The 25,490-nt window shown below is 72.8% G+C and carries 20 protein-coding genes, 1 pseudogene and 1 riboswitch; of the genes and pseudogenes, 12 read left to right on the top strand and 9 right to left on the bottom strand.

The features are described 5' to 3' along the window. Positions 1 to 281 precede the first annotated feature (281 nt). Positions 282 to 2,189 carry a multicopper oxidase gene (locus AB0B35_RS01420; protein WP_361039322.1) on the top strand — a complete coding sequence of 636 codons (1,908 nt, stop codon included), beginning with the start codon at positions 282 to 284 and terminating at the stop codon, positions 2,187 to 2,189. Positions 2,190 to 2,234: 45 nt separating this feature from the next. On the opposite strand, the gene corA is transcribed toward AB0B35_RS01420, so the two are convergent. The 4 genes and pseudogenes from corA to hrpB all read right to left on the bottom strand — a co-directional run bounded on the left by corA (position 2,235) and on the right by hrpB (position 7,594). Continuing rightward, on the bottom strand, positions 2,235 to 3,347 hold the full coding sequence (gene corA / locus AB0B35_RS01415) for a magnesium/cobalt transporter CorA (RefSeq protein WP_361039319.1): 1,113 nt from the start codon (positions 3,345 to 3,347) through the stop codon (positions 2,235 to 2,237). Between the two features lie 39 nt (positions 3,348 to 3,386). Next, entirely contained in the window at positions 3,387 to 3,911 is a 525-nt protein-coding gene (locus AB0B35_RS01410; protein WP_361039317.1) for an N-acetyltransferase, read from the bottom strand. Next, positions 3,908 to 4,807 (bottom strand): NAD(+)/NADH kinase, encoded by a 900-nt coding sequence (locus AB0B35_RS01405; protein ID WP_361039315.1) that lies wholly within the window; start codon positions 4,805 to 4,807, stop codon positions 3,908 to 3,910. Before AB0B35_RS01405 ends, AB0B35_RS01410 begins: the two co-directional genes overlap by 4 nt. A 164-nt stretch (positions 4,808 to 4,971) precedes the next feature. Next, positions 4,972 to 7,594: pseudogene (hrpB, locus tag AB0B35_RS01400) on the bottom strand (ATP-dependent helicase HrpB). Between the two features lie 80 nt (positions 7,595 to 7,674). Here hrpB and AB0B35_RS01395 point away from each other — a divergent pair. Next, complete coding sequence (locus AB0B35_RS01395; protein WP_360535899.1) at positions 7,675 to 8,154, top strand: SigE family RNA polymerase sigma factor; 480 nt, start codon at positions 7,675 to 7,677, stop codon at positions 8,152 to 8,154. After that, complete coding sequence (locus tag AB0B35_RS01390; protein ID WP_361039313.1) at positions 8,144 to 9,577, top strand: PQQ-binding-like beta-propeller repeat protein; 1,434 nt, start codon at positions 8,144 to 8,146, stop codon at positions 9,575 to 9,577. The genes AB0B35_RS01395 and AB0B35_RS01390 overlap by 11 nt, the downstream gene beginning before the upstream one ends. A 52-nt stretch (positions 9,578 to 9,629) precedes the next feature. Here AB0B35_RS01390 and AB0B35_RS01385 read toward each other — a convergent pair whose 3' ends face one another. Then, positions 9,630 to 11,045, bottom strand: a complete 1,416-nt coding sequence (locus tag AB0B35_RS01385; protein WP_361039310.1) for a hypothetical protein — start codon at positions 11,043 to 11,045, stop codon at positions 9,630 to 9,632. Positions 11,046 to 11,261: 216 nt separating this feature from the next. Here AB0B35_RS01385 and AB0B35_RS01380 point away from each other — a divergent pair, with 216 nt between their 5' ends. From AB0B35_RS01380 to AB0B35_RS01350, 7 genes are all read left to right on the top strand, one after another. Then, entirely contained in the window at positions 11,262 to 11,900 is a 639-nt protein-coding gene (locus tag AB0B35_RS01380; protein WP_361039307.1) for a maleylpyruvate isomerase N-terminal domain-containing protein, read from the top strand. A gap of 23 nt (positions 11,901 to 11,923) precedes the next feature. Then, positions 11,924 to 12,322, top strand: a complete 399-nt coding sequence (locus AB0B35_RS01375; protein ID WP_360535907.1) for a GntR family transcriptional regulator — start codon at positions 11,924 to 11,926, stop codon at positions 12,320 to 12,322. Between the two features lie 69 nt (positions 12,323 to 12,391). Next, positions 12,392 to 12,733: a YciI family protein gene (locus AB0B35_RS01370; RefSeq protein ID WP_361039304.1), complete on the top strand. Its 342-nt coding sequence runs from the start codon at positions 12,392 to 12,394 to the stop codon at positions 12,731 to 12,733. A 134-nt stretch (positions 12,734 to 12,867) separates the two neighbouring features. Beyond that, positions 12,868 to 14,685: a glycoside hydrolase family 15 protein gene (locus AB0B35_RS01365; protein ID WP_361039301.1), complete on the top strand. Its 1,818-nt coding sequence runs from the start codon at positions 12,868 to 12,870 to the stop codon at positions 14,683 to 14,685. Positions 14,686 to 14,837: 152 nt separating this feature from the next. After that, positions 14,838 to 14,928, top strand: a riboswitch (ZMP/ZTP riboswitch). Positions 14,929 to 14,948: 20 nt separating this feature from the next. Next, positions 14,949 to 16,391 carry a glycine hydroxymethyltransferase gene (locus tag AB0B35_RS01360; RefSeq protein WP_361039299.1) on the top strand — a complete coding sequence of 481 codons (1,443 nt, stop codon included), beginning with the start codon at positions 14,949 to 14,951 and terminating at the stop codon, positions 16,389 to 16,391. An 82-nt stretch (positions 16,392 to 16,473) separates the two neighbouring features. Continuing rightward, positions 16,474 to 16,707: a hypothetical protein gene (locus AB0B35_RS01355; RefSeq protein WP_361039297.1), complete on the top strand. Its 234-nt coding sequence runs from the start codon at positions 16,474 to 16,476 to the stop codon at positions 16,705 to 16,707. 39 nt (positions 16,708 to 16,746) lie between these two features. Beyond that, positions 16,747 to 17,115 carry a hypothetical protein gene (locus tag AB0B35_RS01350; RefSeq protein ID WP_361039293.1) on the top strand — a complete coding sequence of 123 codons (369 nt, stop codon included), beginning with the start codon at positions 16,747 to 16,749 and terminating at the stop codon, positions 17,113 to 17,115. Positions 17,116 to 17,180: 65 nt separating this feature from the next. Here AB0B35_RS01350 and AB0B35_RS01345 read toward each other — a convergent pair whose 3' ends face one another. From AB0B35_RS01345 to AB0B35_RS01335, 3 genes are all read right to left on the bottom strand, one after another. After that, positions 17,181 to 19,955 carry a PQQ-dependent sugar dehydrogenase gene (locus AB0B35_RS01345; RefSeq protein ID WP_361039290.1) on the bottom strand — a complete coding sequence of 925 codons (2,775 nt, stop codon included), beginning with the start codon at positions 19,953 to 19,955 and terminating at the stop codon, positions 17,181 to 17,183. Positions 19,956 to 20,142: 187 nt separating this feature from the next. Further along, complete coding sequence (locus AB0B35_RS01340; protein WP_361039288.1) at positions 20,143 to 20,832, bottom strand: hypothetical protein; 690 nt, start codon at positions 20,830 to 20,832, stop codon at positions 20,143 to 20,145. Then, positions 20,829 to 21,443: a sigma-70 family RNA polymerase sigma factor gene (locus AB0B35_RS01335; RefSeq protein WP_361039286.1), complete on the bottom strand. Its 615-nt coding sequence runs from the start codon at positions 21,441 to 21,443 to the stop codon at positions 20,829 to 20,831. The genes AB0B35_RS01340 and AB0B35_RS01335 overlap by 4 nt, the downstream gene beginning before the upstream one ends. Before the next feature lie 202 nt (positions 21,444 to 21,645). On the opposite strand from AB0B35_RS01335, the gene AB0B35_RS01330 reads away from it, so the two are divergent. Beyond that, positions 21,646 to 22,029, top strand: coding sequence for a hypothetical protein (locus tag AB0B35_RS01330; protein WP_361039283.1), 384 nt, complete (start codon positions 21,646 to 21,648; stop codon positions 22,027 to 22,029). A 2-nt stretch (positions 22,030 to 22,031) separates the two neighbouring features. After that, positions 22,032 to 24,164, top strand: coding sequence for a bifunctional polysaccharide deacetylase/glycosyltransferase family 2 protein (locus AB0B35_RS01325; RefSeq protein WP_361039281.1), 2,133 nt, complete (start codon positions 22,032 to 22,034; stop codon positions 24,162 to 24,164). Positions 24,165 to 24,391: 227 nt separating this feature from the next. On the opposite strand, the gene AB0B35_RS01320 is transcribed toward AB0B35_RS01325, so the two are convergent. Continuing rightward, a complete protein-coding gene (locus AB0B35_RS01320; protein ID WP_361039278.1) occupies positions 24,392 to 25,339 on the bottom strand; it encodes a zinc metalloprotease in 948 nt (315 codons plus the stop codon). Positions 25,340 to 25,490: the final 151 nt, after the last annotated feature.

The following is a 25,490-nucleotide window of genomic DNA, read 5'->3' as shown; positions in this document are numbered from 1 at the left end:
GGCCAGGGCTGAGACGCCGACCGTCACCGTGCCCGCCTCCGCCACTACAACGCGAGCAACAACTGGTACTGGGTGATCGACGACCTGCGGGTCAGCTGACCGTCGCGGCGTCCCGGTCCGGCGGTGCGGTCGCCGGTCCGGGACGCCGCCGTGCACGTGTCCCAAGGTCGATTGAGTCGTTCCTCCTGGCAGGCGCCGCACGGGGGCGGCGTCTCGCGGGGTGCCCGACGCTCCGCCGCAGCTTCGTGAACGCCGCGCGGGGGCGGCGGAGGGTGTACGACATGGTCGACCGCAGGCGGATTCTTCAGGCGACGGCGGCCGCGGGTGCCGCCACGGTGCTCTCCCAGCGTGCCGGCTGGGCCTGGGCGGTGGGACAGGGCCGGGCGGGCACGCTCGACCCGGCGAAGATCCGCAAGTACGTGACGCCGCTGGCGGTGCCGTCGGTGATGCCGCCGGCACACCGCGAGGAGGGCGGGGTGGCCCGCTACCTGATCGGGGTGCGCCAGTTCCGGCAGCAGATCCTGCCGTCGAACCTGCCGCAGACCACAGTCTGGGGCTACGGCGACGTGTCGAAGCCGCGCAGCTTCCGCAGCCCGTCGGACACCATCGAGGCCCGGGTGGACCGGCCGGTGCGGGTGACCTGGGTCAACGACCTGGTCGACTCCTACGGCGACTTCCGCCCGCACCTGCTGCCGGTGGACCCGACGCTGCACTGGGCGAACCCGCCGGGCGGCGACGCCGGACGCGACACCCGGCCCACGTTCACCTCGACGCCGGGGCCGTACCGGGGGCCGGTGCCGATCGTCACCCACCTGCACGGCGGCCACTCCCACGAGGAGAGCGACGGCTACCCGGAGGCGTGGTACCTGCCGAAGGCGCGCAACATCCCGGCCGGGTACGCGACCGTCGGCACGTTCTACGACGAGTTCGGGGAGGAGTTCGAGCGGCGCTACGGGGCGGCGGCCTGGAAGCCGGGCACGGCGACCTTCCAGTACACCAACGACCAGCGCGCCTCGACCCTGTGGTACCACGACCACACGCTCGGCGTGACCCGCGTCAACGTGTACGCCGGACTCGCGGGCTTCTACCTGTTGCGCGGCGGCAAGGGTGATCTGCCCAAGGGAGTGCTGCCCGGCCCGGCGCCGCAGCTCGGCGACAAGCCCGGCACGCGTTACTACGAGATCCCGGTGGTGGTGCAGGACCGCTCGTTCAACGCCGACGGCTCGCTGTTCTACCCGGCCAGCCGCGCGTTCGCCGACGACGCGGGCCCGTACATCCCGGAGGGGCCGTTCCCGCCGATCTGGAACCCGGAGTTCTTCGCCAACACCATCATGGTCAACGGCAACACCTGGCCGGAGCTGGAGGTCGAGCCGCGCCGCTACCGGCTGCGCTTCCTCAACGGCTGCAACGGCCGCGTGCTGATCATGAAGGTGACCACGGACCCGCTCGCGCCGCGCCCGGCCCCGGTCGCCCTGCCGATCTGGCAGATCGGCAACGACGGCGGTTTCCTGCCCAAGCCGGCCAAGCTCCAGCAGCTGCTGATGGGCCCGGCCGAGCGCGCCGACGTCATCCTCGACTTCACCGGCCAGCGTGCGGGCACCGAGTTCTACCTCATCAACGAAGGGCCGGACGAGCCCTACAACGGCACCTTCAACCCGTCCGACCCGGCCACCACCGGCCAGGTCATGCGCTTCACCGTCGGGCGGCTCACCGGCAAGGACCGCAGCACCCCGCCCGAGGACCTCGACCTGCCCTGGATCAAGCCGATCGGCCGGGCCGACAACACCCGGCAGCTGTCGCTGGACGAGGAACTGGGCCACGACCAGTCCATCGAGCTGATGCTCGGCACGGTCGGCCCCGACGGCCACGCCATGCCGATGCACTGGGACCACCCGATCACCGAGGACCCGAAGCTCAACGCCACCGAGATCTGGGAGCTGCACAACTTCAGCCAGGACGCCCACCCGATCCACCTGCACCTGGTGCAGTTCGAGATCCTCGGCCGGGGCGTGGACGGCAAGCAGCCGCCGGAGCCGGGCGAGCGCGGCACCAAGGACACCGTGATCGCGCTGCCCGGCGAGATCACCCGGATCAAGGCCACGTTCGACCTGGCCGGCCAGTACGTGTGGCACTGCCACCTGCTGGAGCACGAGGACAACGAGATGATGCGGCCCTACCGGGTCGGCTGAGCGGGTTTGCCGGGGCGGTGCGTGTTCGCGCCGCCCCGAGGCGGGTCACAGCCAGCCGGAGCGGCGGAAGGCGCGGTACATCGCGGACGCGACGACGAACATCAGCGCGAGCACGATCACGTAGCCGTACTTCCAGTGCAGTTCGGGCATGTAGTCGAAGTTCATGCCGTAGATGCCGGCGATCGCGGTCTGCGCGGCCGCGATGGCGGCCCAGGCGGCGATCTTGCGCATGTCGTTGTTCTGGTCGACGGACAGCTGCGCCAGGCGCGCCTGCAGGATCGAGTTGAGCAGGTCGTCGTAGGTGACGATGCGCTCCACCGTCCGCAGCAGATGGTCGTTGACGTCGCGGAAGTAGCGCCGGATCTCCTTGGGCAGCCCTTCCTTGTCGTCGATCAGTGCCGCCAGCGGGTGCTGCAGCGGGGCGACCGCCCGCTTGAACTCCATCAGCTCCCGCTTGAGCTGGTAGATCTGCGCCGCCCGGTTCTGCGACTGGGGCGCGAAGACGTGGTCCTCCAGCTCGTCGATGTCGTTCTCGAACGCCACCGCGACCTCGAGGTACGAGTCGACCATGCGGTCGGCCACGGCGTGCGCCACCGCCCACGGGCCCTGCGCCATACGATCCGGACGCCGCTCCAGGTCGGCGCGCACCGGCCCGAGCGGCCCCGCGGGACCGTGCCGCACCGTGATCACGTAGCCGTCGCCGATGAACAGCACGACCGAGCCGGTCTCCACCACCTCGCAGGTCTCGGTCAGCGTCGAGTGCTCCACGTACCGGGTGGTGCGCATCACGAACAGGGTCACGTCCGCGAAGTGCTCGATCTTGGGGCGCTGGCGGCGCGTGGTCGCCGCCTCCACCGCCAGCTCGTCCAGGCCGAACCGCTTGGCGATGGGGGCGAAGTCGGCCTCGCTCGGCTCGTGCAGGCCCAGCCAGAGGAAGGAGCCGGGGGTCTGCCGCACGGTCGCCAGACCGTCGTAGTCGCACGCACCCGGTCGGCGACGGCCGTCCACGTACACCGCGCAGTCGATGACGGAGCCGCGCGCCGCGTCGTCATCGTCGTCGGCGATGCCGGCTGGGCCGGTCGGGCGGATCCGGGAGGCGGCCTTGCGCAGCGGCGCGGTCCATGCCCAGGCGACGCCTGCCTGCTGCTCGTCGCTCACGGTCACCTCCGGTCCGGTCCTCGTGGCGATCTTAGTCGGCTACAGCCGGAGGAACGGTTCCGCGTAGGTGAACACTCCCCGCACCGCCGGGTCGTACCCGGTCAGCGGCCGGGCCTGGAAGTGCACGCCCCACTCGGCCTCGGGGGCGAGCACGCCGAACTGCTCGGCCTGCCGGAAGCCGAACCGGCTGTAGTAGCCGGGATCGCCGAGCAGCGCCACCAGCGGCTCGCCGAGGGCGTCGGCCGCGCCCAGCACCGCGTGCATCAGCGCGCTGCCGACCCCGGACCGCTGGTGGCCGGGCCGCACGCTGAGCGGGCCCAGGCCCAGGGCCGGGGTGTCGCCGACGCGGCCCCGGGTGCACACCACGTGCCCGACGACCTCGCCGTCGACCTCGGCGACCAGCGACAGTTGGGGCAGCCAGCCGGCGTCGGCGCGCAGCTGGTCGACCAGCCCCGGCTCGGGGGCCGGGCCGGGCGCGTACAACGGCCCGAACGCGGCCTCGGTGACCGAGCGGATGGCGTCGACGTCGGCGGGTGTCTCGCGGCGGATCAGCACGCCGCTCATGGTGCCGTATGCGACGGCGGCGCGCCGGCGGGCCCGTCGACCTCGGCGCTGCCGCGCACCTGGAGCTTGCGCCGGGCCCGCTCGTAGAACGTGGTCAGCCCGAGCCGCACCACCCGGGCGGCGTCGGCGATCGCGGTGATCGCCAGCCGGTCGCCCGCCTCCACGTGGCCGTCGACGCGGCCGTCGACCTCCACCGCGAGCCGGCCGCTGTTCTCCAGCACCTGCAGCGCGAGCGCCTCGTCGGCGGAGAGCACCAGCGCGCGGTTGAAGCTGGAGTGCGCCGCGGCGGCCGTCACCAGCACGGCGCGCACGGTGGGGGAGACGATCGGGCCGCCGCTGGAGAAGGCGTACGCCGTCGAGCCGGTGGGCGTGGCCACGATGACCGCGTCGGCGGCATAGCGTACGAACGCGTGCCCCTCGACGGTGATGGCGACCCCGGCCAGGCCGTCACCGGGGATGCGGCACAGCGCGATGTCGTTGAACGCGGTGACCTCGTGGCCGCCGGGCAGCGTGGTGCGCACCGCCAGCCGTGACTCCACCGAGTAGTGCTGGTTGTCGATCGCGGACAGCGCCGCGGGCAGCCCGTCCACGTCGATCTCCGGCAGGAAGCCGAGCCGGCCGAGGTTGACCCCGAGCACGGGCGTGGTCCGGCCCGCGCCCAGCCGCATGGTGCGCAGCATGGTGCCGTCGCCGCCCAGGCTCACCAGCAGGCTGGACCGCTCCGCCAGCTCCCGCGGGTCGACGGCGACCGCGCCGCAGAAGATCCGGTCCACCTCGTCGGGCAGCCCGAGCACGGTGACGTCGCGGCGGCGGGCCCACGCCATGATGGTGTCGATCGCGGGCACGGAGTCACGCTGCGGATGCAGCACCAGACCCACCGTGTGTACGAGGCCCACGCAGCCACTCTACGGTCCAACCCGCGCTCCCCAGGCCACATCGCCTCGCGCCGCCCCGCCTCGATCGCGACGATCTTGCGCGAACTGTTGCCGGTTCGCCCGAAAGCTGCGTGTCGTACCCACCGCTCAAGCAAGATCGTCGCGATCAAGGGCGGCTGACCGGGTCAGGGGTTGCGGGGTTGCAGCCGGCGGGTCGGTTCGGCGGTGGTCGGGTCCTCCGGCCACGGGTGGCGCGGGTAGCGGCCGCGCAGCTCGGCGCGGACCTGGGGGTAGCCGTTGCGCCAGAAGGAGACCAGGTCGCCGGTCACCGCGGCGGGGCGGCCGGCGGGGGACAGCAGGTGCAGCACGACGGGCACGCGGCCACCGGCCAGCCGGGGGGTCTGCGTCCAGCCGAACGCCTCCTGCACCTTCACCGCCAGCACCGGCGCGGCGGGGTCGGTGTAGTCGATGCGGATCCGGGATCCGCTGGGCACCTCCAGGCGTTCCGGGGCGAGCTGGTCGAGCTGCGCCGCCTGCGCCCAGGGCAGCAGGGTGCGCAGCGCGGCGGCGACGTCGACGCGCTGCAGGTCGTCGCGGCGGCGAGCGGTGTGCAGCGCCCCGCCCAGCCACTGGCCGGCGTCGGCCAGCAGGGACGCGTCGTCGACCGCGGGCCACGGCTCGCCGAGCGCGTGCGCCAGGAACGCCAGCCGCTCGCGCAACGCGGTCGCCTCCGGGGTCCAGCGCAGCAGCCGCAGACCCTCCCGGCGCAGGCCCTCGGCCAGCGCCTGCGCCACGAGTTCCCGGTCGGGCCGGTCGAGCGGGCGCTCCGCCAGCACGATCGCGCCCAGCCTGGTCACCTGCCGGGCCACCACGTCCCCGTCGGACCAGGCGATCTCCTCGCCCGTGACCAGCAGCGGGGCAGCGGCCTGGCGTGCGGTCGCCTCGTCGGTCGCGGCGGCCAGCCGGATCCGGGCCGAGCTGCTGCCCGGCTGCCGGTCCGCGGCGGCCACCGCCAGCCAGGGCACCCCGGTCAGCGGCGAGCCCGGCGGCAGCTCGGCGGCGGTGCCTCCGGCCATCAGATAAGCCCGGCTGCCCGCACCCCGGACCCGCGCGACCCGTTCCGGGAAGGCCAGCCCGACCACCAGCGCACCGGCCAGGTCGTCGGTCAGACGTGCGGTGCCTGTCCGCTGAGACTCGCCCGCCCGGCCCGACTCGGCGGCGCGGCCTGAGACTCCGGCCCGTCCGGAATCCGCTGCCCGGCTACGGGCTCCGCGGGACGCGGCGACAGGGTCGGCGGAGACGCTGTCGCCGCCGCGCAGGCTGCCGGTCAGGCGGCGGACCTCGGTGCGCCAGGCGGCGCTCGCGGCCGCGTCGGCACCGTCGCGCAGTCGCCGCCAGGCGGCGGCCAGGTCGTCGGTGCTGATCGGGGTGTCCGCGCCGAGGAGGGCGACGACCTCGGCGGCGCGGTGCGGGCCGAGTTCGGCGGCGGCGTCGAGCAGCGCGCGGGCCAGGCGCGGGTGCGCGCCGACGCCCGCGATCGCCCGGCCGCGCGCGGTGACGCGGCCGTCACCGTCGAGCGCGCCGAGCGCGGTCAGCGTCTCGCGGGCGACCGTCGCGGCGGCCGCGGGCGGCTGGTCGAGCAGGGCCAGGCCCGCGCCGTCCGCACTGGACCAGCAGGCCAGTTGCAGCACGAACGAGGTCAGGTCGGCCGTGGGCGATCTCGGGGTCGGGGTGCTCGGGCAGCCGCTCGTGCTCGGCCTGCGACCAGCACCGGTAGACGACACCGGGCCCCTCGCGCCCGGCCCGCCCGGCCCGCTGGTGTGCCGAGGCCCGCGAGGCCCGGACCGTGACCAGCGAACCCAGCCCGCGGCCCAGGTCGGTACGCGGCACCCGGGCCAGGCCCGCGTCGACGACCACGCGCACCCCCGGCACGGTCAGGCTGCTCTCGGCGACCGCGGTCGCCAGCACCACGCGGCGGCGGGGTCCCGGCCGCAGCGCGGCGTCCTGGGTGCCCGCGGCCTGGCGGCCGTGCAGGGTGAGCAGGTCCACCTCGGCGCGCAGGCCGGCCAGCCGCCCGGCGACGCCGTCGATCTCGCCCGCGCCGGGCAGGAACACCAGCAGGTCGCCGTCGGCCCCGCGCAGGGCTTCCCGGATCACGGCCGCGACGTGGTCGAGCAGGCGCGGGTCGACGCGCAGCCCGTAGGGCGCGTCCACCGGGCCGGTCGGCGGACGCCAGCGGACCTCGATCGGGTGCGGCGTGCCCGAGGCGGTGACCACCGGGGTGCCCGTGCCCAGCGCCGTGGCCAGGCGTTCGGCCTGCGCGGTCGCCGAAGCGGCCACCAACCGCAGGTCGGGGCGCAGCGCGGCGCGCACGTCGGTGGTGAAGGCCAGCGCCAGATCGGAGTCGAGCTGGCGCTCGTGCACCTCGTCGAGCAGGATCGCGCCGACCCCGGCCAGCTCCGGGTCGTGCTGCAGCCGCTGCACCAGCAGGCCGGTGGTGACGACCTCGACCCTGGTCGCGGCGCTGGTGCGGCTGTCGCCGCGGACGCTGTACCCGACGGGCCCGCCCAGCGGCGTGCCGGTCAGTTCGGCCATCCGGCGGGCGGCGGCGCGGGCGGCGACCCGGCGCGGCTCGGCGACGACCACCCGGCCGGTGACCGCGCCCGCCATCGCCAGCGGCGCGAGCGTGGTCTTGCCCGATCCCGGCGGCGCGACCAGCACCGCCGCGCCGTTCCCGGACAGGGCCGCCAGTAGCGTGGGCAGCGCCTCCCGTACGGGCAGGTCGGTTTCGGCCGCGTCAGACAACACCCGCCCAGTCTGCCGGACGGCCCGGCCGGGAAAGCCCGGCGGTGCCGCAACCTGGCGCGGGCCCGGCCCGTGTTCCAGAGGTGACAGTGTCAGATTTCGAGGCGTTCTACCGCGGCACCGCCCCGCGGCTGATGCGCTTCGCGTACGGCCTCACGGGTGGCCTGGCCGAGGCGCAGGACTTCACCCAGGAGGCGTACGCCCGTGCCTGGCAGCGCTGGGCGTCCCTGCAGCGCTACGACAACCCCGAGGCGTGGCTGCGGCTGGTGGTGACCCGGCTGGCCACCGACTGGTGGCGGCGGCTGACCGTGCGGCGCTCCACCGGCCTGCCCGACCCCCCGAACGTGCCGCCCCCCGACGAGGAGCTGATGACCGTCGTCGCGGCCCTCAAGACGCTGCCCATCGACCAGCGCCGGGTGCTGGCGATGCACTACCTGCTCGACCAGCCCGTGGCGGAGATAGCCGTGGAGCTGTCGGTGCCGGTCAACACCGTCAAGTCCTGGCTCGCCCGCGGGCGGGCCGGGCTCGCCACCGCCCTGGGGGAGCGCAGCCATGTCAACTGAGCTGGAACGCTTCTACGCGAGGCTGGCCGACCGGGTGGACGCGGTGCCGCCACCGGAGCTGTCCGCGGTGCGCGCCCGAGCGGCCCAGCGCCGCCGCCGCTCCTTCGGCGGCCTGCTCGCCGCCGGGGCCGCCGTGGTCGCCGCGCTGTTCGGCGCGCAGGCCGTGCTGGCTCCGGCCGCCACGCCGGTGCGCCCGGTGCTGCCCGCGCTGCCCGCCGCGACGGACTTCGTCCCGTTCGACGGCTCCGCCGCGCCGGTCATCCGATTCACGGGGCCGGTGCGCTTCGGCATGACCTCGACCGCAGGCGAGCGCTCGTACGCGATGTGGATGGCCGAGGACGGCACGGAGTGGGTCGGCGCGGTCGACCTGACCACGGGCAAGGCGCTGTGGCCCGCGCTGTCGCTGGGCAAGTTCGGCGACACCAACGGCTTCGAGGTGTCCGCCGGGGCGATCCTGCTGCTCACCGAGCAGGGCTTCGACAACCCGCTGATCAAGGACGGCAGTGACACGATCATCGCGGTCGACCCGGCCACCGGGAAGATCATGTGGACGCTGCCGTACTCCTTCAACGACACCGACCGGGTCCTCTACGACGACACGCTCGTGATCACCTGGGTCCAGCGCGGCGTGACCGAGGCGCTCGACCTGCGTACCGGCAAGGCGCGGTGGACGGTCACCGACCGGGTGGCCCAGTCGGGCACCAACGCCATGCGCACCCTGGCCGAGTCTTACGTCGTCGGCGGCCTCACCGCACGGGTGCCCGCGGACCGGCGCGTGGTCCTGCACCTGGCCGACGGGCGGGTGCAGGTGCGTGACGTGGTCAGCGGCAAGGTCGAGCGGGAACTCGCCGCGCCGGTGCTGTCGGCCGGACCGGACCTGCTGCGCCAGGAGACGGTGGTCGACGGGACGCTGTACCAGTTCGCCGGGGCCAAGGTCGGCACGCTGCGACTCGACGGGTCCGCCGCCGCGAGCGAGGCCACCCTCCAGGCGACACTGGCCGGGTCCTGGCCGTCGCCGTGCGCCGCCGGCGGCGTGTTCTGCGCCGTCACCGACGACACCGGTGACAGCGCCAAGCTGACGGCCGTCGACGCGCACTCGGGCGCGACGGTCTGGCAGCGCGACCTCAAGGGCATGGTGCGCGGGGTGCTCCCGTCGGGGGTGGGGCTGCTCGCCATGGGGGAGCCGTCGGCGGTGCTCGCGGTCGACGGAACTCCACTGGCCGAGCTGGACGGCTCGGCGATGTGGATCGAGCCGGGCAACCTGCTGGTCATCGGCCAGTCGGGAGTCTCCGGCCATCAACTGGCCACCGGCGACGACGTCGCCCTCGGGCAGCTGGCCGTCACCGGCTACTGCTCGGCGAACGCGACCATGCTGACCTGCCCGACCAAGGACGGGATCGGCGTCTACCGGTACGCCCGCTGATACGGCGCTGCGCCCCTGTCCGGACAGGACAGGGGCGCAGCATCGGGCCTGATCAGGGGCGGATGAACGCGATCATCGGCGTGGTGGTCGCGACCTGCAGCATCAGCGCCGCCGTGACCACGGCGAACGGCCACACCCGGGGCGAGCGGGCGCACACCCAGGCCACCGGGATCATCAGGAACACCGCGAGGAAGATCCAGAGCCGGGTGGTCTCGCCGCGGTTGATGCCGACCAGGTCGAGGAAGGCCAGCACGGCCAGCCCGGACAGGGTCAGCGCGGCGATCGGGCGGGCCACGCCGCGGCGCACCGCGTCCCAGGCGGCGTACCCGACCAGCACGGCCGCCGCGATCCCGGCGCAGAGCGCGAAGTCGCCGAGGTTGCGCACCACCCAGACGTCGTACGGCCGATGCGCGCGCTCGTTGAAGTCGGTGGCGTCGGCCAGCACCTCGGCCAGGTTGACGAACAGGTCGTAGCCGAACAGCAGTTTCGTGCCGAGGTACGCCCCGGCGAAGGCGGCCAGCGTCAGCGATACCAGCTTGAGCAGGGCCACCCAGTCCAGCCGCCGCCGGTGGAGCGCCAGGGCGGCCAGCGCGGCGAAGGTCAGCCCCATCACCAGCGGCAGCGGTTCGAAGAAGAACACCAGGTAGAGCGAGCTGCCCAGCGCCACCGCCCAGGCCCAGTGCGTGTGGCGCAGGTAGCGCGTGAACAGCCACAGCGACAACAGGATCGGCACCGGGGAGACGGCGTTGAGGATGGGCAGGAAGTACAGCCGGCCCGGCACCAGCAGGCACAGGATCAGCGCGAACAGCGCGACGCGGCGGTCGTCGAGCACTTCGCGCACCAGCAGGTACACCAGCAGCGCGGCCAGGCTGGACACCGCGGTGATGGCGATGCCGAGCGCGGCCGGGTTGGTGGTGAGCGTGCCGAGCAGATGGTAGAGCAGCGTCTTGCCGGGCATGTTCGAGCGGGCGTGCTGCGGCAGCGCGTGCACGATCTCCTCGAAGCGCGTCAGGTACTCGTACGCGGTGAAGCGCAGCGACGGCGTGTAGAACGAGTTCGCCCGGTCGCTGGCGACGACCGCGCCCAGCGACACCTCGTCGGCGGCGCGCACGACCAGTTGCAGCGGCACGGCGGCGGCCAGCCACATGCCCACGACCAGCCGCTCCCGGCGCTGTCCGAGCCGGTGGGTCAGCCACAGCAGCGCCAGCACCGCGGCCAGGCCGCCCGCGAACGGCAGCAGCATCTCCCAGGAGAACCAGCCGACGTACCGGTAACGCCAGGCTCCCGCCCGCGAGCCCGCGGGCAGTATTCGCATCGCGGCCAGCACCGCGGCGGCGACGGTCAGCCCCGCCCCGGCGAGCACGGCGATCGCGACCGGGCGCGGCGTCCGGCCCGCGACGGGAACCGGCCCGGGTGCCGGCACGGCCGGGCGGGTCCGTTCGGCGGTGAGCAGCGAGCCGTCGTGCACGATCGATCCCTTCGGCGGCGGTCAGGTGTCCCGGCCCGGAGCACGCGGGGGTCGGCGGTCCGGGTCAATCATCAAGAACGGTCCTTCCGCGAGCGGGATACGGCGGCGTACGCCCCACGGTCAGTGCGTGCGGCCCGGCGGTCCCGCCGTCCGGTGCGCGGATCGATCGCGGGTTAGGGTGTTCGGCGGAGATGGTCGGCGACCCCGGAGGCATGGATGAGCGCGGTACGCGAGGCATACCTGCGGGCCGCCGCGTCGGCCGCCGCCCTGGTCGGCGACCCCGCCGTCGCGGCCGCCTGGGCGAAGCCGAGCGCGCTGGCGGCCTTCACCGTCGCCGGGCTGGCCGGACACCTCGCCTCGCAGGTGGTGAACGTGCCGCGGGTGCTGGCCGCGCCCGCCCCGGACGGGCCGCCGGTCGCCCTCGCCGACCACTACAGCCGGGTGACCTGGATCGACGCCCCCATCGACGCCGAGACCAACGTGCGGGTCCGCAAGGGCGGCGAGGCGCTCGCCGAGGCCGGTCCGCGCGAGCTGGCGGAGCAGACTGATCGCGCCGTGTCCGAGCTGCGTACGCTGCTCGCCGAGGAGCACGTCGACCGCCTGGTCAGCCCGCCTGCCGGGCCGTGGGCGATGCGGCTGGACGACTTCCTGGTCACCCGGCTGATGGAGATCACCGTGCACTCCGACGACCTGGCGTACAGCGTCGGTGTGCCCACCCCCGACCAGCCGCGCGAGGTGCTCGACCCGGTGCTCGCGCTGCTGAGCGAGCTCGCCGTGCGCCGCCACGGGCAGGCCGCGGTGATCCGCGCGCTGAGCCGCGCCGAGCGCGCCCCGGCGAGCATCACCGCATTCTGACCGCGCGACCGGGAGAGCGTCCGATGCGACTGGAGATCGACACCGACAGTGCCGTGCCGCCGTACGAGCAGGTGCGGGCGGGCATCGCCACGCAGATCGCCGAGGGGACACTGGCCCCGGGTGCGCACCTGCCGACGATCCGGCAGCTCGCCGCGGACATCGGCCTGGCCGTGAACACGGTGGCCCGCGCCTACCGGGAGCTGGAGGCCGCGGGCCTGGTGGTGAGCCGGGTCCGGCACGGCACCACGGTCGCCGAGCGCCGCCCCGACCTGCCGCCCGCCGAGGCGATGGCCCGGCTCGACGAGGCGGCCCGTGCCTACCGCGCCGCGGCCCGGGCGCTAGGGGTCAGCCTGGACGGCGCGATCCAGGCACTGCGCCGGGTCGAGGCGGAACAGCCGGGGCCCGAGCGCACCCGCGCCTGAGCCCGTCTGAGCCCGTCCGCCGCTCAGGCCGCTGCCGGACGGGTCCGGCGGCCGGGCACACTGTGCCGCATGGAACTTGAGTCCTTCGAGCTGGTCATGCTGCGCCGTCCGGCGAACCCGCCCGAGTACGACGACGCGGAGTCCGCGCGCATCCAGGCGGAGCACCTGGCGTACCTGTCCGGGCTGCGCGCGTCGGGCCACGTGGTCACCAACGGCCCGGTGGTCGAGCCCGCCGACGAGTCGCTGCGCGGCCTGGTCTTCTTCCGCACCGGCTCCCTGGACGAGGCCCGCCGCCTGGCCGAGCAGGACCCCGCGGTCCGCGCCGGCCGCCTCGTGGCCGACGTGATGACCTGGTGGTGCCCGCCCGGCACGATGGCCGCCCCCGGCAAGACGATCACCCTGCCGTCCTGACTCGTGCAGTTTCCGGGAAACTGCGCGAATCCCGCCGCCCGAACCTGCACTTCCCCGAAACCGCAGCCGGCCCTCCCGTGGCCCGGTGCGGTTGACGGGGGGCGAGTGGGGCATTCCGGTCATATGCTGGCGGTGTGGGGGACGGGGGAACCGACGGCCGCTACCTGGCGATCGCCGATCACGGGTTGATCGGCGACATGCGCAGCGTGGCGCTGGTCGGCATGAACGGGACCATCGACTGGTACTGCTGCCCGCGGTTCGACTCGCCCAGCGTCTTCGGCGCGCTGCTGGACGCCGACCGCGGCGGGCGGTTCGAGCTGGCCGCCGCCGTCCCGGCGCAGACCAAGCAGTTCTACTTCCCGGACACCAACGTCCTGATCACCCGCTTCTACGCCTACGACGGGGTGGGGGAGATCCAGGACTTCATGCCGATCGTCGGCGACCCCACCGAGGCGGACCGGCACCGGCTGATCCGGCGCGTGATCTGCGTACGCGGCAAACTGCCCTTCACGGCGCTGGTCGCGCCCCGTTTCGATTACGGCCGCCGGGCGCACACGCTGCGGCGCGAGGGCGACCGGGTGCTGTTCAGCTGCGACGTGCTGTCGCTGGCCCTGACCAGCAGCGTCGAGGTCGCCATCGAGGACGGCGACGCGCGGGCGGAGTTCACCCTCGGCGAGGGCGAGACGGCCGTGTTCGCGCTGGACCGGGTCTCCGACCGGGTGCGGCCCCGGTCGTGCCCGCTGGCGGAGGCGGAGGAGCAGTTCACCGAGACCGTGCGCTACTGGCGGCGGTGGCTGTCGACCTCGCACTACCGGGGCCGGTGGCGGGAGATGGTGAACCGCTCGGTGCTCACCCTGAAGCTGCTGACCTACGCGCCGACGGGGGCGATCGTCGCGGCCGCCACGACCAGCCTGCCGGAGCAGATCGGCGGGGAGCGTAACTGGGACTACCGCTACGTGTGGATCCGCGACGCCGCGTTCTGCCTGTACGGGATGCTGCGGCTCGGGTTCACCGAGGAGGCCGGGGCGTTCATGGACTTCCTGGACCGCCACGTGGCGCTGCGCGGTGACGGCCCCGACGGCCCGCTGCAGATCATGTACGGCATCGACGGCCGCACCGAGCTGCCCGAGGAGGAACTGCCGCACCTGGAGGGATACCGCTGCTCGGGTCCGGTGCGCATCGGCAACAACGCGGTCGGCCAGCTGCAGCTGGACATCTACGGCGCCCTGATCGACTCGATCTACCTGTACGACAAGTGGGCGCACCCGATCTCCAGCGACCGCTGGGAGGAGGTGACCGGGCTGGTCGACTGGGTGTGCGGCAACTGGGACCGGCCCGACGAGGGCATCTGGGAGACCCGCGGCGGCCGCCGGAACTTCCTCTACTCGCGGCTGATGTGCTGGGTGGCCATCGAACGGGCGATCCGCATGGCCACGCACCGCGGCCTGCCGGCGGACCTGCCCCACTGGCGGCAGACCCGCGACGACATCTACCACCAGATCATGCGCAAGGGCTTCTCGACGGACCGGCAGGCGTTCGTGCAGCACGAGGACGCCGAGGTGCTGGACGCGGCGCTGCTGATGATGCCGATGGCGAAGTTCGTCTCGCCGACCGACCCCAAGTGGCTGTCCACCCTGGACGCCCTCGCCGAGGACCTGGTGTCGGACTCCCTGGTCTACCGCTACGACCCCGCGGTCAGCCCCGACGGCCTGCGCGGTGCGGAAGGCACCTTCTCCATGTGCTCCTTCTGGTACGTCGAGGCCCTGTCCCGCGCCGGCCGCCTCGACGAGGCCCGCCTCGCCTTCGAGAAGATGCTCACCTACGCCAACCACGTCGGCCTGTTCGCCGAGCAGATCGGCAAAACGGGAGAGCAATTGGGCAACTTCCCCCAGGCCTTCACCCACCTCTCCCTCATCTCCGCCGCCTACAACCTCGACCGCGCCCTCGGCTGACCCACCCCACCCCGCCGCGCTGATCATGAACTTATGGCACGGCTCGTCGGCGTGTCCCTGCCACAACTTCATGATCAACATGGGTGTGGTGCCCGGGATGTGGGCGTGGCGGGTGCGGTGGCGGGCGCGGCGGCGGTCGGGTTGTTAGGCTGGCCCTGGGCCGTGACTGGCGCGCTGGGATGGGTCACCATCGGGGAGCGGCTCCGTCATCGTGACGCTGTGCCGTGCGCCTGGGCCTCTTCCGTATCGTCCAGGAGGTCCGCATGTCTGACGCGTCCCTGTCCAGCGAGTCTCTGGCCTACCGCCACGCGCTGGATGCCATCCGTGCCGTCGAACCGGCCGTCGCCGCGGCGATCGGCGCGGAGCTGCACGACCAGCGCGAGTCGCTCAAGCTGATCGCCAGTGAGAACTACGCCTCGCCCGCGACGCTGCTGGCCATGGGCAACTGGTTCAGCGACAAGTACGCCGAGGGCACCGTCGGCCGCCGCTTCTACGCCGGCTGCAAGAACGTCGACACGGTCGAGGCGCTGGCCGCCGAGCACGCCCGGGAGCTGTTCGGCGCGCAGCACGCGTACGTGCAGCCGCATTCGGGCATCGACGCCAACCTCGTCGCCTTCTGGGCCGTGCTGGCACAGCGGGTGGAGAGCCCGGCGCTGGCCAAGGCGCAGGCCCGCCACGTGAATGACCTCAACGAGGCCGACTGGGCGGCGCTGCGCCGCGAGCTGGGCGACCAGCGCATGCTGGGCATGTCCCTCGACGCGGGCGGCCACCTCACGCACGGCTTCCGCCCGAACATCTCCGGCAAGATGTTCGAGCAGCGCAGCTACGGCACCGACCCGGCGACGGGCCTGGTCGACTACGACGCGCTGGCCAAGTCGGCGCGCGAGTTCCGGCCGCTGATCATCGTCGCGGGCTACTCGGCGTACCCGCGGCTGGTGAACTTCCGGATCATGCGGGAGATCGCCGACGAGGTCGGCGCGACCCTGATGGTCGACATGGCGCACTTCGCGGGCCTGGTCGCGGGCAAGGTGCTGACCGGCGACTTCGACCCGATCCCGCACGCGCAGATCGTCACCACCACCACGCACAAGTCGCTGCGCGGCCCGCGCGGCGGCATGGTGCTGTGCCAGTCCGAGCTGGCCGAGCAGGTCGACCGCGGCTGCCCGATGGTGCTCGGCGGCCCGCTGCCGCACGTCATGGCGGCCAAGGCGGTCGCGCTGGCCGAGGCCCGCCGCCCGGAGTTCCGCGACTACGCGCAGCGCATCGTCGACAACGCCAACGCGTTGGCCGAGGGCCTGCTGCGGCGCGGCGCGAAGCTGGTCACCGGCGGCACCGACAACCACCTCGTGCTGCTCGACGTGTCGTCGTACGGCATCACCGGCCGGCAGGCCGAGTCGGCGCTGCTCGACTCGAACATCGTCACCAACCGCAACGCGGTGCCGCAGGACCCGAACGGCGCCTGGTACACCTCGGGCATCCGGCTGGGCACCCCCGCGCTGACCACGCGCGGCCTGGGCACGGCCGAGATGGACCAGATCGCCGAGCTGATCCACGCCGTGCTCGCGGGCACGACACCCGGCACCACGAACGGCAAGCCGTCCCAGGCCGCGTACGTGCTGGCCGACGGCGTCGCCGACCGGGTCGCCGGGCAGACCACCGACCTGCTCAAGGGCTTCCCGCTCTACCCGACGATCGACCTGGGCTGAGCATCGCGAGAAGGCGCGGGGGCGACCCCGCGCCTTCTCCGTGCCCGGGACGCGATTGCCGGGTGACCCTACCCTCGGGCGGATGGAGATCTGGGTCGTCCTCATCCTCGCCGGGCTGCTGATGCTGCTGGTCTACGGCCTGTGGGCCGACCATCGCAGGATCGACCGAGCCGAGCGGCACGAGGAGACCCGTGAAGGGCACAGCGCGCGCAGCGCGGGGACGGTGGAGTTCGACAGCCGCACCGGGGAAGGCTGGGGCGGCGGCTCGGGTAACAGCGGTGGCGGAGACTCCGGCAGCGGCGGGGGCGGCTCCTGACGGTGTGCGGCGCTGGCGCGCCACGTCTACATTGACCCGATGGAGTCAATGATCCTTCTCTTTGTCGTGCTGGCGTGCATCGTCCTGGTCGTGGTCGGCATCGCCGCCGCGGTCATCGCGGCGACGCGCGGCGCGAACCGGGGGCAGGCAACCAAGCGCCGTCCCGGTGGGTACCACGGCCCCGTGCACACCTCGTCCGGCGACCCGGTGTGGACGGACGAGCACACCTGGCAGCACAACGTCGGCAGCGGCAGCTCGTCGAGCGACTCCGGCAGCGGCTGGTCGGGTGGCGGCTCGGACTCCGGTGGTGGCGGCGGCTGGTCCGGCGGCGGCTCCGATTCGAGCGGCAGCTCGTTCGGCGGTGGCGGCGGCGGCAGCGATTCGTCCAGCAGCAGCAGCAGTTCCTGATCCGGTACGCGGAAAGGCCCCGTCCCCGCCTCGCGGCGGGAACGGGGCCTTCGTTCTGCGGGGCTTCAGCGTTTGGCCGGTGCCCCGCCGACCTTGTCGACCGCGATCAGCGAGAACTTGTCGTTGACGTCCGCGCCGACGAAGGTGACGTCACCTGCCTTGTAGTAGCGGCAGATGCCCACGTCGAGCACGACCGGCTTGGTGCCGTGCTCGCAGGCGACCGCCCGGTGCCCCGGGGCGACCTGCAGCGAGCTGATGTTGTCGTTGCCGGCCCCGTCGAGGTCGTCGCGCGACGCCTCGAAGATGCCCAGGCCCAGCGCGGACTTGCCGCCCTTGAAGGCCTGGTCGGCGTACGCGGTGGCGTTCGCGCCCTTGACCGGCTCACCCGAGACGAGCAGCAGCGAGATGTTCTCGTCGAGGTCGGTGCCGGTCAGCGTGTGCTCGCCCGGCGGGAACGACCGGCAGCGGCCCAGGGTGGCCAGGCCGGTCCCGGTGCTGCCGTCACCGGCGCAGGCCACGGCCCGGTAGCCGGGTTCCAGGCGCAGCGAGGTGATCGCGTTGTCGCCGACCTCGGCCAGCTCGCCGCGGGTGCCCTCGTACACCCCCGTCTCGAAGCTCTGGCTCTTGCCCTTGGCCTTGGCCTCGGAGAACACGGTCAGCGGCGGCCCGACGACACCGATCAGCGAGATCTTGTCGTTGAGCGCGCCGACGGTGGCGTGCTCGCCGCTGCCCAGGATGCGGCAGACGCCGAGAGCGCCGCCCGCGGCGGACCGGTCCTTGTCGCAGGCGATCAGCCGGTATCCCGCGCCGACCTTCAGCGAGCTGATCGACGTGTTCTCACCGCCGGTGAGCTCACCCGCGACCGACTCGTGCATGCCCGCGCCGAGCGGCTGGGCCGTGCCCTTGAGGCCGGTCTCGCCGTAGCCGAGCACCCCCTTGCCCTCGACCGGCGCGCCGAAGACCGCCAGCGACGAGAGCTTGTCGTTGAAGTCGCCGAGCGAGCCGTGCTCACCGGGCCCGAAGTAGCGGCAGCTGCCCAGGTCGGGCGCGGTCGCCGGGCTGTCGCAGGCGACGACCCGGTAGCCGCCGGCCACCCGCAGGGAGCTGGCCGTGTTGTCCTTGACCTTGCCGAACGCGGTGGCGTCGAAGATCCCGGTGCCCAGGCCCTTCGAGTCGCCCTTGAAGCCGCTGTCGGAGTACAGCGTCACCGGCGAGCCGGTGTCCTTGCGCACGTAGCGCACGCGCAGGATCTTCGCCCCGGAGTCGGTGGCGTCGCCGATCTTCGTGTACAGCGTGGTGAAGTAGAGGCCGTCCGGCCCCGGGGCGAGGCCGCCGACGCTGGTCTTGCCGCTGCCGGTGTACTCGATCAGGGTCTTCGGGTCGTCGACGGAACCGTCCTCGTTGAACGAGAACTCGACGATCTTCTTACCGCGCCGCTGCGGGCCGCTGGCGTACGTCGGGCCGCTCAGCGACACGAACGCGTTGCCGTACTTCTCCTGTGGGAAGCCCGCCGCGTGGTAGACGCTCGGCTCGGTGAAGGTGATGCCGACCGGGCCCTGGGTCTCCTTCCAGTTGTAGAGGGCGTTCTTGGTCAGGCCGCTCGCGCCGCCGGTCCAGTGGTAGCGCCCGCCCTTGGTGATCCGGGCCAGCCGGTCGTTGACCGACGGGCCGTTCTCCACCGAGTAGTGCTGGCCGTCGGCCTGCCGCCAGGCGCCGCCGAACGGGTTGCGCAGGCCGTACGCGTAGATGTAGTCCTTGGCCTGGAACTTGCCCGTGCCCTTGTAGAACGGGTTGTCGCTGGGCGCGGTGCCGTCCAGGTTCATCCGCAGCACCTTGCCGCGGAACGAGTCCATGTCCTCGGCGGTGTCGGCGATGAAGCCGTCGCCCATGTGCACGTAGAGCTTGCCGTCCGGGCCGATGGTCAGGTTCGAGATCTGGTGCGAGGTCGACTGCTCCTCGCCCGGCGCCTTGAAGATCGTGGTCTTGGTCGCGGCGGTCAGGCCGCCGTCCTCGCTGTGGAAGCGCACGATCTTGGGCAGCAGGTCGCCGTCGTCCTTGTACAGCATCGACACGAACAGGTCGCCGGTCTTCGGCTCGATCACGATGCCGGTCACGCCCATCTCGCCGGTGCCCGGGAACTGGGCGCTCGGGTCGAAGTCGAGCAGGTCGTCGGCGTACGTGTGCTTCTTGAAGTCACCGGTGACCACGCGGACGCGGCCGTACAGCTCGGTGACGTAGAACAGCGGCTTGCTCAGGTCGCCCGAGTAGTTGGGCACCATGGCGATGTTCACCGGCAGCGCCATGTCGCCGGTGACCTCCTCGACCACGAAACCGGGCTGGTGGATCTTCCAGTCGCCCGCGCCGGGCAGCGGCTTGCGCTCGACGTCGGTCTTGAACGGCCGGCTGGAGTACGCGCTCCACGCGCCGCTCGCGTCGCGGTGCCGCACCCGCAGTGTGTAGTTCTTGTCCGGGATCAGGTCCTTGCGGCCGGTGAACGAGTTCTCGAACACCCCGTCGCCCAGGTGCACGTGCACCCGGCCGGTGCCGCTGGCGCAGGAGTCGAACCAGACCCGCTCGCCGGAGCCGGCGTTGCCGGCCCAGATCTCCCAGTCGGTGCACAGGTGGGCGTCGCCGGCGTCGTTGTTCTGCATCGCCCGCGTCTCCATGTGCACGTCGGCGGCGCTGAGCAGTCGGTTGTCCTTCTCCGGTTCGGTGATGACCGGGGCCGCGGGACCGGCGGCGCGGGCGGCGACCGGGGCCGGGGCGGCCGCGGTGCCGAACATCAGGACGGCCGACAGCAGCGAAGTGCCGAGCGCGCCTGCTCTCCATCCGTTATTCATGCTGGATATGCCTCCTGATATGTCAACAAATGCGACAAACCAGGTCAGGCTACCTATAGCGCAGAGTGGTATAAAGCGCACGCGCCGTGCGGGGCGGCCCCGGACATGCGATGGGACCAGCAGGGGTGCGTCCTGCTGGTCCCACTCAGATAGCGCCGGGCTTCGCCCGCGTGTCACGCGCCCGCCGTCAGCTGTCCTTCGTCTTCTTCGCCGAGGGGGCGGGATGGGCCTTGCTCGGCTTCGGCGAGGGCCCGTTGCCGGGATTGGCGCTGGGCCGCCCGGCCTCCGCCTCGACCAGCGCGGCGCAGTACGCGCTCAGGTCCTGCCCGCCCGCCGCGGCGACCAGCGGGGCGTAGACCGGGCTGTCCGTCGCCTTCGGCTTGTCGCGCTCGGCGGTGGCCAGGAACGAGCGGCACAGGCCGTGCAGATTCGCCGCGGCGGAGGGGGAGACCGAGGGCAGCGGTGATGCCGAGCCGCTCGGCGACGGCGAGGTGCGCTGGTCCGGGGAGCCGCCCGGCGGGGAGTCCGACGGCGACACCGGAGACTGCGGGCCGATCGGGAACGGGTTGGGCAGCACGCCCGAGTGGGCCGCGAACGCCACGCCGCCGACCGTCAGTGCGGCCACGACCGCCCCGACCTTGAGCGCGACCGCCCGCCGCAGCGTGCGGCCCGTACGGGCCACCGGCTGCGGATACGCGGCACGGAAGGCGGCCATCACCGCGGCCGCCCCGGCGACTTCCTCGGGGCGGCCGGGTGCGGCGGCGCGGGCCAGCAGATCGCCGACCGGTCCGTGGTCGGCGGCCTGGTGGCGGGCGCCGTCGAGCAGCCGCTCGCTCGTGCCGGGGTCGAAGCCGCCGGAAGTCGAAAACTCGCTCATGTCACCTCGTTGAGCGTCGGATCCGCGCCGGGCGTCACTGTTCCGCGACCGTGACGCTCGACACCCAGCACCTCGGCGAGGCGGCGCAGGCCCCGGTGCGCGGCCATGCGTACGGCGCCCGGCCGCTTGCCCAGCACGTCGGCCGCGGACTGCGCGTCCAGGCCCATCACCGCCCGCAGCAGCACCGCCTCGGCCTGGTCGGTGGGCAGCGAGGCGATGAGCGACAGCGCGCCGTCCGTCGTCATCAGCTGCTCGGCCGAGGCCGCGGTGTCGTCGGCGGCGGGCAGGTCCGCCATCGCCTCGACCGGGAACGGCACCGACGGGCGGCGCTGATGGTGGCGCAGGTGGTCCATTGCCCGATGCCGGCCCACGGTCGCCGCCCAGCGCCGGAAGCCGGCCTCGTCGCCACGGAACGTATGCAGGTCACGCACGATCTGCAGCCAGGTCTCGGAGGCGACGTCCTCGGCGTCCGAGCCGACGAGCATGCGCAGGTAGCGCAGCAAACTGGGCTGAACCGCCAGGTAGAGCCTGTTGAACGCCGCCTCGTCGCCGTGCCGGGCCGCATCCACGGCCGCCGTCAGATCGGCGGCATGGGGTCGCAGCTCGGTCACCGGCAGCTCCCCTTCCCACGCGTCCCTGAGCGCTTGATTGTGCACACATCTCCTCCGTCTGTGCGAACCGGCTGCCCCCCACCCGGAGACACGCGTCACTCGGTGTGACGTTCGAGAGGTGGGCGGCGCTCTACCGGTGGCGCATGTGGTGCGCGATGGCAGGCCTCCTCGGAGGCGACGGGCTAGGTCAGGGCTGTTGGGGATGAGCAGAAGAAAAGGTGCGAACCGGCCGGTGTTCGTGGACCGTACTGGTCGCCGGCGACGCCTGTTCACCGTGCTGGCCGCCGGTGGCGGGGTGGCGCTCACGCTGATGCTGGGCATCGTGGTCGCGGGCTTCCTCGGGGTGGAGGGGGCAGGGCTGCCCGGCCTGCCCCAGTTGCTGCCCGACCGTCCCGTGGCCGAGGAGTCGGCCGAACCGTCGCCGTCCCCCTCGACGCCGGAGCCGCTGCCGCAGCCCGGCGCGACGGCTTCCCCGTCGCCGACGAAGACCACCGGCGAGCCGAGCACGGCGCCCACCGCCGCGCCGTCCACCCGCGGCAACCGGCCCACCGACCGGCCGCACCCGACCGCGTCGAAGAAGAAGTAGCGATGTCGCGACACGCGAGACGCGGCGTGCCCCAGCGCCGCGAGCCGAGAGCGCACTGGCTGCTGCTGGCGCTGTCCCTGGCGCTCGCCCTGGCCGGGCTGTGCCTCAACGGGTACGTCGAGCACGTCGGCGCGGAGGGCAGCGGCCCGCACCCCGTCGCCGAGGAGCGCCCCGCCCCGGACGAGGTGGTCGGCGGCGGCCCGGTGCAGCGCCTGGCCCCGGACGGCACGGTCACCACCCGGGCGATGCCCGCCAAGACGATCGCGCTGACCTTCGACGACGGCCCCGACCCGCGCTGGACCCCGGCGATCCTCGACGTGCTGCGCCGCCACGACGCGGCTGGCACCTTCTTCACCGTCGGCGCGCAGGTCAACCGGCACCCCGACATCGCGCGGCAGATCGTGGACAGCGGCAGCGAGGTCGCCGCGCACACCTTCACCCACGTCGACCTGTCCGCCGCGCCCGGCTGGCAGCGCACGGCCGAGACGACGCTGACCGGCAACGCCATCGCCGCCGCGACCGGCCTGCGCCCGACGCTGATGCGCCCGCCCTACTCGGCGACCCCGGACGCGGTGACCGTGCCCGCGTACGAGGCGATGCGGCAGGCCGCCGACGAGGGATACCTCACCGTGCTGGCCGACCTCGACACCAGGGACTGGAGCCGGCCCGGCGTCGACGCCATCGTCGCCGCGGCCACGCCGGAAGGCGGTGCCGGCGCGATCGTGATGATGCACGACGCCGGCGGCGACCGCTCGCAGACCGTCGCCGCGCTGGAGATCCTCATTCCGCGGCTGCAGGAGCAGGGCTACCGCTTCACCACCGTGTCGCAGGCCCTGGAGCTGCCTGACACCCCCGCCGCGGCCACCGGGCAGCGGGTGCGCGGGCACGCGCTGCGCTTCGCGCAGCTCGGCGCGGGCTGGCTGGCCGGCGCGATGACCTGGCTCATGCTCGCCGCGGTGGTGCTCGCCGTGCTGCGGCTGATCGTGCAGGTGTGGTGCGCCCGCGTGCACGTGCGCCGGGTGCGCAAGCAGGCCCGCAGGCGCAAGCGGTACGTCGGCGCGGTGTCGGTGATCGTGCCCGCCTACAACGAGTCGGCCAACATCGAGGCGACCGTGCGCTCCCTGATCGGCGGTGACTACCCGAACGTCGAGGTCATCGTCGTCGACGACGGCTCCAGCGACGGCACCGCCGAGCTGGTGCGCCGGCTGCGGCTGCCGAACGTGTACGTCGTGGAGCAGGAGAACGCGGGCAAGCCGACCGCGCTGAACACCGGCGTCATGTTCGCCCGCGGCGACATCCTGGTGATGGTCGACGGCGACACGGTCTTCGAACCCGACGCGATCGGCGAGCTGGTGCAGCCGCTGGCCGATCCGTTCGTCGGCGCGGTCTCCGGCAACACGAAGGTGGCCAACCGCGGCGGGCTGCTGGGCCGCTGGCAGCACCTGGAGTACGTGATCGGCTTCAACCTCGACCGCCGCATGTTCGACATCCTGCAGTGCATGCCGACCGTGCCCGGGGCGATCGGCGCGTTCCGCCGGGAGGCGGTCGTCGACGTCGGCGGCGTGTCCACGCAGACGCTGGCCGAGGACACCGACTTCACCATGGCGATCATCCGGGCCGGCTGGCGCGTGGTGTACGCGCCGGACGCCATCGCCTGGACCGAGGCCCCTGCCTCGCTGCGCCAGCTGTGGCGGCAGCGCTACCGCTGGTGCTACGGCACCATGCAGGCGATGTGGAAGCACCGCCGCGCGCTGACCGAGCGCGGGGCGTCGGGCCGGCTGGGCCGCCGCGGCCTGTCCTACCTGACGCTGTTCCAGGTGCTGCTGCCGCTGTCCGCGCCGATGGTCGACGTCTACGGGGTGTACGGCGCGATCTTCCTGCCACCGGCGCAGGTCGCGGCGGTGTGGCTGGGCTTCACGCTGGTCCAGGTGCTGACCGCGGCGTACGCCCTCAAGCTCGACGGGGAACGCTACGGCCCGCTGTGGAGCCTGCCGCTGCAGCAGATCGTGTACCGGCAGCTGATGTACCTCGTGGTCATCCAGTCCACGGTCATGGCGCTGGTCGGCGACCGGCTGCGCTGGCACCGCATGACCCGCACCGGCGCCGCCACCGCCCACGCCCGCACCAACGCCTGACCCACCGCCTTCCTTACGTTGATCGTTCGACTTGCCAGGCACCTGTGCGTATCTTGACCCCGCATTCGCCCACCTGCCTGGCAAGTCGAACGATCATGGTGCGTTGCGTCCCCGTGCCGATGCCGGCGCTGCGGCAGAGCTGACGGACACCGGGTCCCGGCACCCACCTGTCGCCGGGACCCGGAGATCAGCGGCGGGGCCCGGCGCGCGCCGGGCCCCGCCTGTCGTCACGCGCGGTACGCGTTCCAGGCGTCGAGCATGCGGGTCGCCTGGCCCGCGGTGAACTCGTACATGCAGGAGTCGTCGGTGTAGTCCATGAAGTTGTGGATCGGGTCCAGGCCCGGCTTGCTCTTGCAGGTGTCCAGGTTGGTCGGGCACCCGAAGGCGGCGGTCTTCTCCGCCGGGGTGTCGGCGACCTGGTCGCCCTGGCCGTTACAGCCGCCCTGGAAGGTGTGGTAGAGGTTCAGCCAGTGGCCGATCTCGTGGGTGGCCGTGTCGCCCAGGTTGTACGGGCTGGCGTTGCCGCCGGGCAGCGACTCGGCGAGGATCACCGCGCCGTCGTACGAGGTGATGTTCGACTGGGGGAAGGTGGCCCAGCCGAGCAGGTCCTGGCTGAGCAGGCCGGTGTAGATGTTCAGGGTGCCGTCGCCGCCGACGCGCAGCGCCGCCTTCATCGCCTTCTCCGCGTTGGAGTTGTAGACGATCGGGTACCAGGCCGCGTTGGTGACCCGGTTGATCGACTGCAACTGGAACGCGAACGCGGTCGCCGCGCCTCCGGTGCCACCGGAGTACGCCTGGTTGAGCACGTTGATCTGGTTGTTGATCATCGAGTCCGGGATGTTGCCGTTGGCCCGGGTGCCGTCCTCGGAGATCACGTGTACGACCACCGGGATGGTGACGGTCGCCGCCGCCACGGCGGCCGTGCCCGCGCGGGCCTTGCCCTTGGCCTTGAGGGCGGCTTCGAGCGCCTTCTCGTTGGCGGTCACCTGCTCGGCGGTGAGCTCATTGGGGTCTTGCTTGGCGGAACCGCCCGGCTTGGCCTTGGCCGCCGCGGCCGGCTCCACGCACACCGGCGCGGGCGCCGCGGCCACACCGACCGCCGCCCCTCCGGTGAGCGTGGACGCCGCGACGAGCGCGGTCAGTCCGAGTGTGCTGAGGGAGCGCCTCAGGTCCATCGATTCACCTCTCCTGCCCCTGGCGCGGTGGGGTTGTCCGCGCCGTTCCCATGCATGTGGGAGGGACGCTAGAGATGATCGATGGAGATCGAAATCATGTGTACGGATGGTGGCACTGTCACGGGCCGTGTCACGGATACGCCATGACACT

The organism is Catellatospora sp. NPDC049133 (assembly GCF_040648455.1).
GTDB lineage: Bacteria > Actinomycetota > Actinomycetes > Mycobacteriales > Micromonosporaceae > Catellatospora > Catellatospora aurea.
Note: the sequence above shows the minus strand (reverse complement) of the source record. Positions and strands in the feature narration are given on the sequence as shown.

What these genes read in the sequence shown, in the direction of transcription:
- AB0B35_RS01420 (WP_361039322.1), top strand. Translation starts at nt 282, where the DNA reads ATGGTCGACCGCAGGCGGATTCTTCAGGCGACGGCGGCCGCGGGTGCC.
- AB0B35_RS01410 (WP_361039317.1), bottom strand. Translation starts at nt 3,911, where the DNA reads ATGAGCGGCGTGCTGATCCGCCGCGAGACACCCGCCGACGTCGACGCC.
- AB0B35_RS01390 (WP_361039313.1), top strand. Translation starts at nt 8,144, where the DNA reads ATGTCAACTGAGCTGGAACGCTTCTACGCGAGGCTGGCCGACCGGGTG.
- AB0B35_RS01380 (WP_361039307.1), top strand. Translation starts at nt 11,262, where the DNA reads ATGAGCGCGGTACGCGAGGCATACCTGCGGGCCGCCGCGTCGGCCGCC.
- AB0B35_RS01375 (WP_360535907.1), top strand. Translation starts at nt 11,924, where the DNA reads ATGCGACTGGAGATCGACACCGACAGTGCCGTGCCGCCGTACGAGCAG.
- AB0B35_RS01370 (WP_361039304.1), top strand. Translation starts at nt 12,392, where the DNA reads ATGGAACTTGAGTCCTTCGAGCTGGTCATGCTGCGCCGTCCGGCGAAC.
- AB0B35_RS01360 (WP_361039299.1), top strand. Translation starts at nt 14,949, where the DNA reads ATGTCTGACGCGTCCCTGTCCAGCGAGTCTCTGGCCTACCGCCACGCG.
- AB0B35_RS01355 (WP_361039297.1), top strand. Translation starts at nt 16,474, where the DNA reads ATGGAGATCTGGGTCGTCCTCATCCTCGCCGGGCTGCTGATGCTGCTG.
- AB0B35_RS01350 (WP_361039293.1), top strand. Translation starts at nt 16,747, where the DNA reads ATGGAGTCAATGATCCTTCTCTTTGTCGTGCTGGCGTGCATCGTCCTG.
- AB0B35_RS01345 (WP_361039290.1), bottom strand. Translation starts at nt 19,955, where the DNA reads ATGAATAACGGATGGAGAGCAGGCGCGCTCGGCACTTCGCTGCTGTCG.
- AB0B35_RS01340 (WP_361039288.1), bottom strand. Translation starts at nt 20,832, where the DNA reads ATGAGCGAGTTTTCGACTTCCGGCGGCTTCGACCCCGGCACGAGCGAG.
- AB0B35_RS01330 (WP_361039283.1), top strand. Translation starts at nt 21,646, where the DNA reads ATGAGCAGAAGAAAAGGTGCGAACCGGCCGGTGTTCGTGGACCGTACT.
- AB0B35_RS01325 (WP_361039281.1), top strand. Translation starts at nt 22,032, where the DNA reads ATGTCGCGACACGCGAGACGCGGCGTGCCCCAGCGCCGCGAGCCGAGA.
- AB0B35_RS01320 (WP_361039278.1), bottom strand. Translation starts at nt 25,339, where the DNA reads ATGGACCTGAGGCGCTCCCTCAGCACACTCGGACTGACCGCGCTCGTC.